Raw genomic sequence first — 14,499 nt, 5'->3', positions numbered from 1 at the left:
CGTGCGTGCGTTTCGCTGACGTGCTCGGACGGGGGGGGTCGGCGCCGCGGTCTCGTACGCGGCCCCGACAGCGGTCGTACGGACCGGTCGTAGCGGTCGGTCGTAACGGCCGGTCGTACGGCGGCAGTACGGCCGGTCGCCGGGCGGCGGACGGTCGGAACCGCCCGCCGCCCGGCGTACCGCGTGCCGCGTGCCGCGTACGGTCAGTCGCGCGGCGTGGGACCGAAGGTGAGCAACTTGCCGTCCCTGCGCACCCGGTAGGCGGCATAGCCGCCACCGGTCACCATCAGGAACGCCAGCACGCTCAGCGGGACGACACCGGTGGCTCCGGTGGCCGCCAGCGGGCCGTTGCTGCCGCCGGAGCCGCCCGACGTCCCCGACGAACCGCCGCTGGACAGACCGCCGTTGGACGTGCCGCCGTCAGTCGACGTGCCTCCGCCGTCCGCGCCGCCGGTGTCGGTGGGCGTGTCCGTGGGGGTGTCGGTCGGGGTGTCCGTGGGCTCGTCGGTCGGCGTGCCGGTCGGATCGTCGGTCGGCGAGGTGCCCGCGCCCGCCGTGAACGCGAACGTCTGCTTGATGCCGCTGGTCGCGCCGGTCAGCACCAGGGAGTGGCTGCCGTCGGCGAGGTCGGCAGGCAGGGTCACCGCGTAGTTGGCGATCTTGCCGCTGTTGTCGGCGGTCGCGTCGTCGGCAGCCGGGGACCCGTCCAGCGCGAAGGTGATCTTCTCGCCGTTCCCGCCCGTGGGGCCCGGCAGGAACCCCTCCGCGGTGACCTTGATCTTCTGGCCCTTGGTGAGCGCCGGGGTGTCGTGCAGTTCGGTCCCGGAGTCGTCGAGCACGGTCAGGTCGGGCTCGGCCACCACGGGATACGACACCCCGTTCTGGCTGGCGGCGAACTTGAGCGGGTCGCTGGGCGTGAACTGCGCCGAGAGCGTGATGACGCCGGGGTTGCCGATCCCTGGAATGCTCGCCGTCGCCACGCCGTTGACCAGCGGAATCATGTTCCCGCCGGTGACGGGCACGGCGCCCTGCTTGAAGGTCACGGTGCCTTCGGCGGTGTCCGGCGTGACGGTGGCCTTGAGGGTGATCTTCTTGTCCGCCACGGCCCGGCCCGCCGGGTCGACGGTGAGAACGACGGAGGTCGACGTCGGCGGGGTGACCGTCTTCACCGCCCAGTCGGAGCCGGTGATCTCGATGAACGTGGTGAAGGTCGGCAGGTCCCCGGCGGACGGGTCGGCGGACTTGCAGACCACGTCGATCGGATACGTGCCGTCGGCGAGCTCCACGCTTGACGCGTCGAACGCGGAGCTGATCGACCGGAGGATCGTGCCGTTGCCCCCCGAGGCCGGGAGCCGCGCGGTGATGGGGGCGGTCGAGAACGGGGCGCCGTTGGTCAAGTGGGTCGCCAGGAGCGACTCCGCGCCGTCGAGGACGATGTACACGCTCACGGCGTCCTGGTAGTTCGCGGGGCATGCCTGGTCGACCGAGACCGATGCGAAGGCCGGGGAGTCGTCGACGGTGCCGGCGGCGGGCGACAGCGTCACGTTCCCGGCCAGATCCGCGTTCGCGGTCCCCGCGGTGGTGAGGACCAGGGCCCCGGTGCCCAGGACCAGTGCGAGCACGCTCAGCAGCGCCGCGTGCATTCTTCGTTTCATGTCTCCTCGTCCCCTCGGGGATATGCGTCGGTCGTACGAGTCGCGCGGGTCGTGCGGTGGCGGTGCCGTTCCCGCCGTGTCACGGCGGCAGCCGGGCATCTGGACGATGCCCGGCCGGTGGTACGTCTGTGCTGGTCAGCGCTGTTTCGCGGTTACTTCGTGGTGAAGGTGAAGGAGACCTGGACGAAGCTGCACAGACCGGTGAGGGTCAGGGTGTGGGAGCCGCGGGCGATCAGCTTCGGCACCGTCAGGTCGTAGCCGGTGACCGAGCCCCGCGCGTCGGTCGCCACCGGGGCGAAGAGCGCGAGGGCGTTGGACACGAACGGCAGCACCTGCTCCTGGCTCTGCGGCAGGAAGCCCTGCGCGGAGACCTTGATGTGCTGTCCGGGGGTCAACTGCGGGCTGTCCCCGAGGGCGTTGCCGTCCGCGTCGGTCACCGTGACGGACGGCGCGTTGACGAACGAGTAGCTGAGGACCGAGTAGTCCTGCGCGTAGGCGAGTTGGTCGGCGGGGATGAAGACCGCGATGTAACTGCGGACGTTCGGCGCGGTGTTGGCCGGCGGCTGGAAGGTGGCCACGCCGTTCACGACCGGCACCGGGGTGTCGTACACGGTGACGCCGTTGTCCGCCTCGAACTGGACGGCTCCGGGCACGCCGCCCGCGACCTTCGCGGTGAGCGTGAAGGGCTTGCCGACCTGGACGTGGTGGGCCGGGTCGGCGCTGAGCCTGACGCTGGTGGCGACCGGGGCGGCGTGGCCGGAGACCTGCCAGGTGTCACCGGTCACGTCGATGAAGCCGGTGAACGTCGGGTGCTCGGGGAAGTTCGCCCGGTCGGCGTTCGCGCAGGTCACGTGGATCGGGTAGGTGCCGTCCGCCACCGGGACACTGGCGACGTCGAAGGCGGTGGCGATCGACCGGACGATGGTGCCGTTGCCCGACGCCTCCGGGACCTGCGCCGTGACCGGGGCCTTGGTGTACGGGGCGCCGCCGGTCAGGTGGGAGGCCAGGAGCGACTCCCGGCCGTCCGGTACCACGAGCGACACCGTGAGGGCGTCCTGGTAGTTCGCCGGGCACGCCTTGTCGACCGACACCCGCGCGAACGGCGAGTCGTCGTCGATGCCGGTGCCGCGGGCGGTGAGGGTGACCGTGCCCGAAGTCGCCGTCGGGGTACCGGTGGTGGCGCCTGCGGTGCCCGCCCCCGCGAGCAGCGCGCCCGTGCCCATGGCCAGTGCGAGCGCGCCGACCAGAACGCCGCGCAGTCTTCGTCTCGTCATTGTCTTCTCTCCCCCTGAAGGAGTCCGGTGTGTACGTGGCACCGCGTCGCGGTGCCGGGAGCGGCCGGGCGCCCCCGAGGGACGCCCGGCCCGGCGGACGGTGGTCCGCCGCTGTGACGGGTCAGACGACGGGTCAGACGAGGTCGCGGCTGACCAGGGTGGTCGCGTTGCCGCAGTTGGTGTCGGTGCCGAAGCCGTACTTGTTGATCACCGTGGTGGTGGAGTCGTACTTGGCGGTGCACACCTTGGAGGCGCTGCCGACGAAGGTGTTCTTGATGAGCGTCTCGCCGGTCACCCGGCTGTCCGGGATGACGTTGTAGACCTCACGCGTGACCGGGAACGCGGTGTTGAGGTTCCCGCTCGCGTTCAGCGGCGCGGTGGAGTTGACGGTCTTGAGCACCGCGCCGTTGCGACGGTCGGTCACGCCCGGCAGGGAGCGGCCCTGCGCGATGTGCTGCGCGATCGAGAACGGCATGAGGTCGTTCGGGCCCTGGAGGGCGCTGCCGTTGTGCTCCTGGACGGCGGCGCCGTTCGCGGCGGTGTCCTTGACGCAGGACGGCAGGGTGGTGGCGTTGAAGCCCAGCGTCGAGGCCCAGAACTTGCGGGTGCCGGAACCGGCCTGCGGCACCAGCGGGTGGACGGTGACGCCACCGATGGTCGGGTACGTGCCGGCCGGCAGCGGGTTGCCCGCCGTGTCCAGGCAGTTGTAGACCCGGGTCAGGTCGGAGGTGGCCTTCTGGGCGTTCGTCAGGGAGGAACCGCCGGCCAGGTAGGTGAAGTTGGCGGGCAGGTTGGTGGTGGTCGCCGTCGCCGCCGTCACCGCGTCCACGGCGAACGGGATGAAGGTGAACTGGCCCGTGGCGTTGGGGGTGGAGGAGGACCGGGCGAAGTCGATGCAGTGGCTGCCGGCCGCGATGTCGGCGCGCAGCGCGTTGACACCGGCGCCCGAGCCGTCGGGGCGGGTGACCGACGCACAGGTGGTGTCCCGCGTCGAGATCGTGGAGGAACCGGTGGCGTCGTAGGACGCGATCAGGTTGCCGTCCGAGGAACCGGTCGGGTTCGGGTCGGCGATCTTGTTGCCGAGGCCGTTGAGCACGTCCTGCGTGGTGTCGGAGCCGACCGCGACGAGCGTGCGGTGGACACCGGCCGCCGGGTCGGCCTGAGCCGTACCGGCCACGATGGTGACACCGAGGGTCGCGGTACCGACCACGATCGCCGCCCGCTTGGCGAATTTCACGTTCACTGTATTTCCTCCGAGTCGATGCGGATGGAATTTCCAGACGTGTGACACGCAAGGAGAATTGATAATTCCCCCAAAAGACCTGACCTGTCGGTCCGGCCATGAATGATCCTGCCGATCTCCTCAAGAAGTGGCAACCAAAATTACCGCCCCGCAAAAGTGAACAACGGGTATTCCAAATTCTCTTTTATTTTCCTTCCAAGGGGCGCCCAAGTACCCGTCACACCGGTTTCCTGCCGCGGACGACGGCCGCGCGCATCAGCAGGGGTCCGGCCAGGGAGCCCGCGATGCCCGCGATGAGGACGATCAGCAGCACCCAGCGGACGGCGCCGAGAATCGCCTGGGGGGTGGTGCCGCCGGTCTGGGCGACGTTGCTGACGGGGGGCGAGGCGGCGGGTCCGCCGGTGGAGCCCTTGGTCGTACCGGCCGCGGGGGCCGACGACGACGGGGACGCGGGCGGTGCGCCGCCCGGACCCGGTCCCCCGCCGGTCGCTCCGTGGCCGGCGTCGCCGCCCGTACCGCCGCCGGTCGTTCCCGTACCGCCGGGGCCGGAGCCGGAACCGCCGTTGGAGGACGTGTCACCCGGTCCCGTGGCCGGGGGCACACCGGCGATCAGCGCGGACGCGGCCGTGAGGGCCTGTTCGCGCAGGGTGGCGGTCAGGGGTGCGTAGCCGAGCGGCAACAGGCCGAAGCCGATGCCCTGTCGCTGGCCGGAGCCCGCCGCGTACCGGATCAGCGCGGCGTAGGTCTTGCGGTCGGCGGCGTCCAGCGAGGTGGAGGCGGCGGCGTAGGTGACGGTGGTGAGCGGGTAGGCGCCCGGTGTCTTCGCGGAGGGGTCCGCGTCCAGGACGCCCGGGGCCTTGCCCGCCTTCATCCCGTTCACCGCCCTGGTCATCGAGTCGACCGTCGGGGCGACGAACTGGCCGTCGGCGTTGAGGAGTTCGGCGGTGCCGAGCCGGTAGCGGGCGGCGCTGGCCGCGTCCGTCAGGCCCATGATGAAGTTCGAACCCGCGGGCTGCGTCTCGGCCTTCGTCAGCGCCGGGGGCGTGGACGTGGGGTTGAAGCCGGTGATGCCGCCGTTGTTGGCCTTGCGGACCGTCCTGGCGTCGTCGCTCAGACCGCTGCCGTACGGGTTCACGCCGACGGCCGTCAGCCGGATGTCGGGGAAGCGGCTGTCGGGCGCCCACACCGTCGGGTCCGGCTTGTCGAAGCCGGACGGCGGGGTGCTGACCGGTGCCAGTTCCAGGAAATACGGATTGATGACCGTGCCCCACGGGTCGGGTTTTCCGGAAAGGAAGCTGCGCGCGTCGGGGTCGGAGAGCAGCCATTTCCACAGCTGCCCCGCCGAATCGCTCGCGCCCTGCGGGACCCCGATACCGAATCCGCAGGAACTGCCCACGGGGTAGGGCACACCGGCGTTGAGCCGCGCGAATTCGGGATCGCGCTCGATACCGAACGGGTTCTTCGCCGGAAGTCTGCCGCGCGGGAAGTCGTTGCCCGGCAGGTCGCACTGGTAGGACTCGGTGAGCATCTTCGCCACGAGCCGCGCGTTCAGCCGTATCCGGGGCACCTGTTGGGACGATCCGGCCACCTGGACGCTGTAGCCGATGACGAGTCCGGAGACCGCGACCGGCGCGTGGACGACCGGTGCCACGTCCGGCTGGGGCAGCACCGGGTTCTCGATGAAGGCGAGTCCGGCCGAGCCCGTACCGGGGCTGGTGACCTGCGTACGGGAGAAGTCCTCGAGCTGCGGAACGTATCCGTAGGTGACCTTCTGCGAGGTGCACAGGGTCGGCGCCCAGGAGCTCATCGCCTCGAAGATCATCTCGGAGCCGATGGTGGGCTGTTCGTCCTGGCCGATCGGGCAGGGCGAGTCGGTCGGGGCGAAGTCGAGGCGGAACACGATGCGTTGGGCCCAGTTCCCCGCGGACAGCGGGGAGCTGATCAGTCCGTTGGGCGGCGGCGCTTCGGAGCCGTCGGGTTCGTGGGTGCCGCGGGGCACGACCACGAGCCAGCACGGCTCGGGCGCCTGACCGGTCCTCGCCACCGTGCCGCACCCCAGGATCGGCGAGGTGTCCGCGTCCTCCGCCTGGAAGATCGTCTGGCCGCTGCCGTCGACGCCGGTCGTGGCGAGGTCCTGCTCATTGGTCGCGTACTGCGTGAAGAACTGGTTGACGTCGGTCGAGCTGGCGCCCTTCACCGTGGTGAAGGGCACGGTGTGCTGCGCCGGCTCCAGCGGGTCCAGATTGCCCACGCTCCGCCCGACGTTGAGCACGCCCGTGTTCGGCGGCGGGTTCCCGTACTCGCACTGCTCCGGGGTCGGGCCGGTCGCCGCGTCACCCCAGCACTGCATGAGCTGGAGGTAGTTGCCCGCGTTGTTGGGCGAGCTCTTCACCCCGCCCGCCCATGAGACCTTCAGTCCCTGCGTCCGCAGATTCCTCGTCTGCTCGACCGTCACCCTCAGGTGCGAGAAGTCGTCGTAGGGACCCTTGGTGCCGGGCTTGGTGACGGCGGAGCCGGTGTCCGTGCCGGTGTCCGCGTGGGCCTGTCCGCCGCCCGCCGACGGCGGCAGCAGGGTCAGGCCGACGGCGGCGAGCACCGAGGTGAGAAGCGCGCCGAGGCGGACCGACAGGACGCGGCCTCGGGCGGCTCCGGGGTGGTTACGCGCGGCCATCACGCCTCCCGTTCCTGGTCAGCCGCCTGGCGAGGGTGGGCGGGGCGAGGACGACCAGCAGCAGCGCCAGGGCGGAGAGCCCCATGAGCCAGGTCCGCATGCCCCAGAAGGTCTCGTTGCCGACGCCGACACTGGAGGCGACGATGTCCTGGTTGCCGCCGGTGCCGCCGGAGTCGCCCGCGGGCAGGCCGGTGTCGGGGTCGACGCTCTGGCCGGTGCCGCCCGTGGCGGTCGTACCGCCGGTGGCGGCGCCGCTCGTACCGGCCGTGGTGCCGCCGGACGTGGTGCCCGTACCGCCGCTCGCGCCCGCCGTGGTGCCGGACGAGCCGCCGCCCGTACCGCCGGAACCGCCCTTGCTCCCACCGGAGTTGCCGCCGTTGGAGCCGCCGCCCGAGGCGGCGTTGGCCTGCGGCTTGACCGAGGTGGGCTGCCTGGACGCGCCGCCCGTGCCGTCGGAGCACTGCTGCGTGCCCTGCCGGTCGCACGCCTTGGGGAACGGCGCGTTCTTGGCCAGGGTGTTGGTGCCGTCGCTGGAGAAGGTCGGATTGTGGCAGCCCGCCAGATTGATGGTCTGGGCCTGCACACCGGGGACGCGTTTGAGCTGGTCGAATCCGGCCTGTACGAGGTTCTTCGGCAGCGGCGAGAAGCCCAACGGCTGCGCCTGCGACTGGCCTTGGCACAGGAAGTAGTAGCCGAACGCGCCGAGCGTTCTGCCCTTGTCCTCGGTCAGCGGCGAGTCCAGCGAGGTCGGCAGGATCATGTAGCTGTAGCTGGACAGCGGATACGTCCGCGCGTCCTGGTACGCGTAGACCTTGTCGAGGATCTGCGTCAGATACTGCGAGGAGTTCTCGTCCTGGTTGATCTGCGCCTGGGTCAGCGCCACGGCGACGTTGGAGGCGGTGGGCTCGGTGTAGTAGCCCTTGGCGTTGAGCACCTTGGCGACCGGGAAGCCGGTGGTGACCGCGTAGGAGTACTCGACGTAGGTGATGGCGCCCTCGGCGTAGTTCTGCCGGGTGTAGCCGGACACGCCGAGCGAGCCGGACTGGGCGATGAAGCCGGAGCCGGGGATCACCGGGTAGTACGACGTCAGGCCGCACGGGGTGGGCTTGTTGGCGCGCTTGCAGTAGTCGTTCCACACCGCGCCCTGCTGCTTGGACATCCACAGCGTGAACTGGGCGGTGGTGCCCGAGCCGTCGGAGCGCACCACCGGGATGATCTTGCGGGCCGGGAGGGTGAGGCCGGGGTTGTCGGCGGCGATCTGCCGGTCGGACCAGTTGGTGATCCGGCCGGTGAAGATCTTGGCGACCGTGCCGCCGCTCAGCCGCAGATTGGTGACCCGCTTGCCGCCGATCTTCAGGTTGTACATGAAGGCCGTGCCGCCCGCGACGATCGGCATGTACGCGTAACCGCGCTTGGGCGGAGGTTCGCGCACCCCGAACTCGGTCATGCCGTAAGGGATTTCGGACACCGCGAAGTCGACGGTGCCGTTGGTGAACTGCTGGCGGCCGTCGGACGAGCCGCTGCCCGTGTAGTCGACGGTCATCCCGTACTTCTTGACGCTCGCCCGCCACTGGTCGACGGCGTTCTGGCTCCAGGTCGAGCCGGCGCCGCTGATCCTCGCGTACGAGTCGGCCTTGGCCGGCGGTGCCTGGCCGAGGAACAGCAGCGAGATCAGCAGCGCGGCCATCGCCCCCGCTGCCGCCCTCGCCGCCCTGAGGCCCGTCAAGCCGATCCTCTTCACGATCCGTCAACTCCCTGTGCAGGTTGAATTGTTGTCGTGCGGAAGGCCGGGGCGGCCGACGCCGACGAGTAGCCGTCGCGCGCCGCGGCGCGCTCGGTGAAGCGGCGCGCGTCCCGGCGGGAGGCGACGACCCTGCGGTGGGTGCCGCGCCTGCTCAACTGGCCCGCGTCGCGCCCGCCGAGGACCCGGGCGAGCGCGAAGAGCACCAGGACGAGCACCAGCAGCACCGACGCCGCGCCGAACCCGCGCGCGATCATGGTGGGTTGGGGGGACTTCACGAACTCGAAGGTCGCGAGCGGCAGCGACACCATCGGGTTCTGCGAGGGGTCGTAGTTGGTGCTCGCGCCGAAGCCCGCCGTCAGCAGGACGGGAGAGGTCTCGCCGATGCCGCGGGCGGTGCCGAGGATGACCGCGGTGGTCAGCCCCGACCGGGCGGTGGGCAGCACCACATGCCATACGGTCCGCCAGCGCGGCGACCCCAGCGCGTACGACGCCTCGCGCAGGGTGCCGGGCACCAGCCGGATCACCACGTCGGAGGCGCGGATGATGATCGGCAGCATCATCACGGAGATGGCCAGCGACGCCGCGAAGCCCGACTTGGGGACGTTCAGCGCGAGGATCACGGTGGCGTAGATGAACAGACCGGCCACGATCGACGGCAGCGCGGTCATCGCCTCGACGACCGTACGGACGAAACGCGCGTAGCGTCCGGGCACCTCGTTGAGGAACACCGCGCACAGCAGTCCCGCCGGGACGGTGAGGACCAGGGCGATGCCGATCTCGATCAGCGTGCCGACCACGGCGTGCTTGATGCCGCCCGCGCTCAGCGGGTCGAGCGGCCCGGTGACGGACATGTCCCGGGTGAAGAAGTTCAGGTGCGGTATCGCCCTGCGGCCGGACCACAGCGTGTAGACGACGACGAACAGCAGCGCGACCAGCAGCAGCACCGCGATGCTGTGGACCACGGCGGAGGCGATCTTGTCGCGCACCACCGGGCCGTCCTCGTCGAAGGAGACCAGCAGCGCGTACAGCGCGATGAACAGCGCGTACCAGAAGACGACGAAGCCGAGGGCCCCGCTGAAGGGGGCGATCCTGGCGAAGAACAGCCAGGTGAGGGAGAGGGAGGCGGCTGCCGAGCCGAGCAGTCCGAGCAGGTCGGTCTGGCGGACGGTGGAGGTGGAGCGCCGGCGTTCCGCTGCCGCGGGGGGCGGGCCGGGGATGACGGTGCCGGTGCCGGGGGCCTTCGTGGCCGGGTGCGCCGGGGCCGGGTGCGCCGGGGCGGTGGCGGTCCCGGCGGATTCCGGCGCCGTGGTGACGGAGTCCGGTGCGTCCGTGGTCATACGAGGGGGTCTCCTGGTTCCGCCGATCGCTCGGCCTACGGCGTGCGTGCGGCTGACGGATGCGGGCTGACGGTGGGGCGGCGGCTCAGCGGCTCGGCTACTGGGCGGCTCGGCTGTCGGCTGCTCGGCGGCTACTCGGCGGTGGCGCCGGACCGGCTGCGGGCGACGATCGACGAAGCGGCGAAGTTGACCACCAGCGTCATGAGGAAGAGGGCCAGACCCGCGGCCATCAGCGCGGACATGCCCAGCGGGCTGGCCTCGCCGTACCGCAGCGCGATCAGCGACGAGACGGAGCTGGTGCCGCTCTGGAGGATGTGCGGCTGGATGACGAAGATCGGCGAGATGACCAGGTAGACGCCGATGGTCTCGCCGAGCGCGCGGCCCAGGCCGAGCATGGTGCCGCCGATCATGCCGCCCATGCCGTACGGCAGGACGACCGAGCGGATCATGCCCCAGCGGGTCGCGCCCAGCGCGTACGCGCCCTCCCGCTCCCCCACCGGGGCCTGCGAGAACACCTCGCGGATAATCGAGCAGATGATCGGGGTGACCATCATGGCCACGACGATTCCGGCGACGAAGGTGGACGCGGTGTAGACGGTCGCGGTGGCGAGCGGGTCGTGCGGGTCGGCGCCGTCCACGTGGAAGAGCGGGATCCAGCCGAAGTACGTCGACAGCCAGCGGGCCAGGCCGATCACCTTGCCCTGGAGGAAGAACAGCCCCCACAGGCCGTAGACCACCGACGGCACGGCGGCCATCAGGTCCACGGTGCTGACCAGCGTGCGGCGCAGCCTGGCGGGGGCGTACTCCGAGATGTACAGCGCCGTGCCGATCGCCATCGGCACCGCGATGACGATGGCGACCGCCGCGATCAGCACCGTGCCGATGATGACCGCCGCGATGCCGAAGTGCCCGGCGTCCGGGTCCCATTCGGCGGTGGTCAGGAACGCCGGAACGCCCACCTTGCGCAGTGCCTGCCACGCCCGGTACAGCAGGAATCCGCCGACCAGCAGCATCACGACGAGCACCAGGCTGCCGCCGCCGCGCGCCACTGCCCTGAACACCCGGTCGGGCAGCCCCGAGTCGGCGTGCAGCCGCCGGGCGCTGTCGGCTCCGGGCCCGTCACCCTGGTCCGGCTCGCCGGTTCTCGCCAGTGTTCGCATCGTCACGCATTGACGCTCATGGTCCGCGATGGCCGCATTCGCAAGCCGATGTGAACGACAGCACCCGTAGGGGCAACTTCGGTTTCCGTACGGAATCACGTGGGCCGTACAGCCGTACGGGCCGGGGGGCGGCGGGCGGCTCGGGGCGCGGGGTGGACGCGGGGCGCGGGGGCCGGCCGGGCGGGCGGGGAAACACGGCGGCCACGTCCCGCCGCGCGTCGGCGCGGCACGGAACGTGGCCGTTGAGGTTCTTCGGTCAGCTCGCGTCGTCCCAGGGCACGGATTCGGCGGCGCCGAGCCCGAGCAGTGTCAGACGGAACCGGTCGTACGCGGCCTGGCACGTCGAGTGCCGCTCGTACGCCCGCGCCGACACGGCCTGCACACGACCCTCACTGTCCCGTAACCGCCAGATCCATCCATTGGACTCGGCGGCGTGCTGTACTCCGCCCGCCAGTCCCTCCGCGCTCTCGCACAGCCCCTCGAAGGAGGCCCTGCACTCGGCGTCGTCCGGATACGCGTTCGCCCCGAGAGCGATCACCCGGCCGTTGTTCGCCGTCAGTCGCCACGAGTGCCACCCGTTCTCGTCGATGTCGATCTGACACCGTGTCCCCACCACACTGGCCCCACCGATCTCTCCTGCCATCTGCCGCAACCCCACCCCTGATGACCTCTTTGTCGCCCCACGTCGAGGAAGGCCGCACGCGCGGTAGATCGTGCGGCACGGGCAATGTATGTGGCCTCAGATAATTGAGGGTTGTCTCACAGGTTGCCCACGGCATCCTTCACCGCGAAGTTGCCCCTTGTTCACGGACGGTCGCTAGGGGTGACGTGCGCAGGGCGCGCCGGGCGGCGCGGGGGCCTCGGGGGGTCTCCGCAGGGCTCAGGGGGCCTCGGGGGGAGGGTCAGCCGCCGATGGCGAGGAGGACGACGAGGACGACGAAGCCGGCGACGGCCGGGGCGATGACCTCGTAGGCCCAGCGGATCTCGGGCTTCGGGGGCTCGGAGCCGTCGTCGGCGCCGTGCCGCTCCTTGAGCTCGCGCAGCTCGTGGATGGCCTGGTCGGAGGGCGAACGGTAGGCGCCGTCGTCATCGACCGGGAGGCCGGGGCGCGGCTTGCGGCGCGGGGGCGCGCCGAAGGGGTCGTCGCCCGCCGCCTTGGCGCGCATCTGCTGCTTGGTCGCGCGCTTGCGCGCGCGCAGCGAGACCGGGATCGCCCAGATCTGGTACTTCTTGCCGCCCGCGAACAGCTCGTTCGAGAACGACGCGCGCAGCGACTCGACGCCGGCCCACGCCACCGAGATCGTCCTGAACGGGTTGCGGACCTTGAGCCGCTGCTCGCCCGCGTAGACGGCGGGCCGCAAGGTGAACGCCACGATCAGCGGGATCGCCAGCAGCAGTGAGGCCAGCGCCAGCCACGGCGCGTGTCCCTTGCCGTGCACCACGGCGTCGCCGCCCAGCCACAGCGCGAGCACCAGCAGCAGCACACCGGCGCACAGTCCGGCCACCGAGCGGTAGACCCGGTCGGGGTACTGCGGTGTCCCGCCTGCCGGGTCGGGCGTGGTGGCCTGCGCGGCCGGGCGGTTGTGGTGGCTCGTCATAATCCCCGATTCTGCCCCACCGAGCCGCCGCCCTCGCCCCCAGCCCTGTTGCGTTCCCGCATCTTTCCCCCAAACCCGCACTTCCCGCCAGGCGCGCGGGGAACCGCGCGCGCAACCCCCCACCGGCCGGAGGCGGGAAAACATCCGGGCTGCCCCGCCCGGGACCGGTGGCGACCTGCGCGAGCGCTCCAACTGACCGCGCAGTTCCCCGCGCCCCTCTAACGATCGGCCCGCCCCGCCGGGGGCGCGGGGAACTGCGCGAGCAACCCACCACCGACCGGAGGCCGGAAAACAACCGGACTGCCCCGCCCGGGACCGGTGGCGACCTGCGCGAGCGCCGTGGCTGGCCACGCAGTTCCCCGCGCCCCCCCAAAAAAGACCGGCCCGCCCCCCAGGCGAAAAGAGGCCCGCCCCGCCAGGGGCGCGAGGAACCGCGCGAGCAACCCACCACCGGCCGGAGGCCGGAAATAACCGGACTGCCCCGCCGGGGCCGGTCGTGACCTGCGGGAGCGCCGTAGCTGGCCGCGCAGTTCCCCGCGCCCCTCAAAAGACCGGCCCGCCGCCCGGGCGAAAGGGGCCCCGCCCCGCCGGGGCCGGTCGCGACCTGCGCGGAGCGCCATGGCTGACCGCGCAGTTCCCCGCGCCCCCAAAAGATCGGCCCGCCGCCCAAGGCGGAGAAGCGTTCGGAGGGGAGCCCCGGGAGATCGGGGGCCGTCGAGGGTGGGGGAACCCTCGCCCGGAGGGGGGTGGCGGGTTGCTACGCGCGTAGATATGCTGAGGTGGTGACCATGTCTTCGCCGCCGCCTACGCCGGTAGTCCCCGCCTATGATCCCGATGCCGCGCGCCGTACGGCGACGATGTCGGATGTGACCGCTTCGGACAGCGCCCTGCGCCGCTTCCTGCACGGACTGCCGGGGGTGGACGCGGTGGGCCTGGAAGGGCGGGCGGCGTCGCTCGGCACACGGTCGATCAAGACGACGGCGAAGGCGTACGCCATCGACCTGGCGATCTCGATGATCGACCTGACGACGCTGGAGGGCGCGGACACGCACGGCAAGGTCCGGGCGCTGTGCGCGAAGGGCGTGCGTCCTGATCCGACCGACCGCACGACCCCGAAGGTCGCGGCGATCTGCGTGTACCCCGACATGGTGGCGACGGCCAAAGAGGCCCTGGGCGACTCCGGCGTGCACGTCGCCTCGGTGGCGACGGCCTTCCCGGCCGGCCGGGTCGCGCGCGACGTGAAGCTGGCCGACACCGCCGACGCGGTCGCGGCCGGCGCGGACGAGATCGACATGGTGATCGACCGCGGCGCGTTCCTGTCCGGCCGCTACATGGATGTCTTCGAGGAGATCCGCGCCGTCAAGGAGGCGTGCGCCCGCCCCGACGGCGAGAGCGCCGCCCACCTGAAGGTGATCTTCGAGAACGGCGAGCTGGCGACGTACGACAACATCCGCCGCTGCTCCTGGCTGGCGATGCTGGCGGGCGCGGACTTCATCAAGACCTCGACGGGCAAGGTCGCGGTCAACGCGACCCCCGCGAACACCCTGCTCATGCTGGAAGCGGTCCGCGACTTCCGCGCGGCCGTCGGCGTACAGGTCGGAGTGAAGCCCGCGGGCGGCATCAGGACCTCCAAGGACGCCGTGAAGTACCTGGTGATGGTCAACGAGACGCTCGGCGACGACTGGCTGTCCCCCGACTGGTTCCGCTTCGGCGCCTCCAGCCTGCTCAACGATCTGCTGATGCAGCGTCAAAAGCTCAGCACCGGCCGGTACTCCGGTCCCGATTACGTGACGGTGGACTGAAAACCATGACCGACC

The 14,499-nt window shown here is 71.1% G+C and carries 10 protein-coding genes; 1 reads left to right on the top strand and 9 read right to left on the bottom strand.

What is annotated here, in order from left to right; genetic code table 11:
• Positions 1 to 203: 203 nt before the first annotated feature.
• The 9 genes from ACFZAM_RS30500 to ACFZAM_RS30460 form a co-directional block, all read right to left on the bottom strand.
• Positions 204 to 1,655 carry a hypothetical protein gene (locus ACFZAM_RS30500; protein ID WP_391050549.1) on the bottom strand — a complete coding sequence of 484 codons (1,452 nt, stop codon included), beginning with the start codon at positions 1,653 to 1,655 and terminating at the stop codon, positions 204 to 206.
• A gap of 152 nt (positions 1,656 to 1,807) precedes the next feature.
• The gene (locus tag ACFZAM_RS30495) at positions 1,808 to 2,929 is read right to left on the bottom strand and encodes a hypothetical protein (protein WP_391050547.1); all 1,122 of its coding nucleotides are present in this window, start codon (positions 2,927 to 2,929) and stop codon (positions 1,808 to 1,810) included.
• Between the two features lie 133 nt (positions 2,930 to 3,062).
• Positions 3,063 to 4,172: a hypothetical protein gene (locus ACFZAM_RS30490; protein ID WP_355336915.1), complete on the bottom strand. Its 1,110-nt coding sequence runs from the start codon at positions 4,170 to 4,172 to the stop codon at positions 3,063 to 3,065.
• 217 nt (positions 4,173 to 4,389) lie between these two features.
• Positions 4,390 to 6,843: a hypothetical protein gene (locus ACFZAM_RS30485; RefSeq protein WP_391050545.1), complete on the bottom strand. Its 2,454-nt coding sequence runs from the start codon at positions 6,841 to 6,843 to the stop codon at positions 4,390 to 4,392.
• Positions 6,830 to 8,584, bottom strand: a complete 1,755-nt coding sequence (locus ACFZAM_RS30480; protein ID WP_391050543.1) for a substrate-binding domain-containing protein — start codon at positions 8,582 to 8,584, stop codon at positions 6,830 to 6,832. The genes ACFZAM_RS30485 and ACFZAM_RS30480 overlap by 14 nt, the downstream gene beginning before the upstream one ends.
• Positions 8,581 to 9,924, bottom strand: coding sequence for a phosphate ABC transporter permease PstA (gene pstA, locus ACFZAM_RS30475; protein ID WP_391050541.1), 1,344 nt, complete (start codon positions 9,922 to 9,924; stop codon positions 8,581 to 8,583). The genes ACFZAM_RS30480 and pstA overlap by 4 nt, the downstream gene beginning before the upstream one ends.
• Positions 9,925 to 10,055: 131 nt before the next feature.
• Positions 10,056 to 11,084, bottom strand: coding sequence for a phosphate ABC transporter permease subunit PstC (gene pstC, locus ACFZAM_RS30470; RefSeq protein ID WP_355337214.1), 1,029 nt, complete (start codon positions 11,082 to 11,084; stop codon positions 10,056 to 10,058).
• 256 nt (positions 11,085 to 11,340) lie between these two features.
• Positions 11,341 to 11,727: a hypothetical protein gene (locus ACFZAM_RS30465; protein WP_391050539.1), complete on the bottom strand. Its 387-nt coding sequence runs from the start codon at positions 11,725 to 11,727 to the stop codon at positions 11,341 to 11,343.
• Positions 11,728 to 11,986: 259 nt separating this feature from the next.
• The gene (locus tag ACFZAM_RS30460; RefSeq protein ID WP_355336910.1) at positions 11,987 to 12,682 is read right to left on the bottom strand and encodes a PH domain-containing protein; all 696 of its coding nucleotides are present in this window, start codon (positions 12,680 to 12,682) and stop codon (positions 11,987 to 11,989) included.
• A gap of 857 nt (positions 12,683 to 13,539) precedes the next feature.
• Between ACFZAM_RS30460 and deoC the strand changes: the two genes are divergently transcribed.
• A complete protein-coding gene (gene deoC, locus ACFZAM_RS30455) occupies positions 13,540 to 14,484 on the top strand; it encodes a deoxyribose-phosphate aldolase (RefSeq protein ID WP_355336909.1) in 945 nt (314 codons plus the stop codon).
• Positions 14,485 to 14,499: the final 15 nt, after the last annotated feature.

Origin of the sequence: Streptomyces sp. NPDC008079, from assembly GCF_042957385.1 — a bacterium.
GTDB lineage: Bacteria > Actinomycetota > Actinomycetes > Streptomycetales > Streptomycetaceae > Actinacidiphila.
Note: the sequence above shows the minus strand (reverse complement) of the source record. Positions and strands in the feature narration are given on the sequence as shown.

Excerpts from the sequence above, each read along its gene's own strand:
- ACFZAM_RS30500 (WP_391050549.1), bottom strand. The coding sequence starts at position 1,655 with ATGAAACGAAGAATGCACGCGGCGCTGCTGAGCGTGCTCGCACTGGTC.
- ACFZAM_RS30495 (WP_391050547.1), bottom strand. The coding sequence starts at position 2,929 with ATGACGAGACGAAGACTGCGCGGCGTTCTGGTCGGCGCGCTCGCACTG.
- ACFZAM_RS30485 (WP_391050545.1), bottom strand. The coding sequence starts at position 6,843 with ATGGCCGCGCGTAACCACCCCGGAGCCGCCCGAGGCCGCGTCCTGTCG.
- pstA (WP_391050541.1), bottom strand. The coding sequence starts at position 9,924 with ATGACCACGGACGCACCGGACTCCGTCACCACGGCGCCGGAATCCGCC.
- pstC (WP_355337214.1), bottom strand. The coding sequence starts at position 11,084 with ATGCGAACACTGGCGAGAACCGGCGAGCCGGACCAGGGTGACGGGCCC.
- ACFZAM_RS30465 (WP_391050539.1), bottom strand. The coding sequence starts at position 11,727 with ATGGCAGGAGAGATCGGTGGGGCCAGTGTGGTGGGGACACGGTGTCAG.
- ACFZAM_RS30460 (WP_355336910.1), bottom strand. The coding sequence starts at position 12,682 with ATGACGAGCCACCACAACCGCCCGGCCGCGCAGGCCACCACGCCCGAC.
- deoC (WP_355336909.1), top strand. The coding sequence starts at position 13,540 with ATGTCGGATGTGACCGCTTCGGACAGCGCCCTGCGCCGCTTCCTGCAC.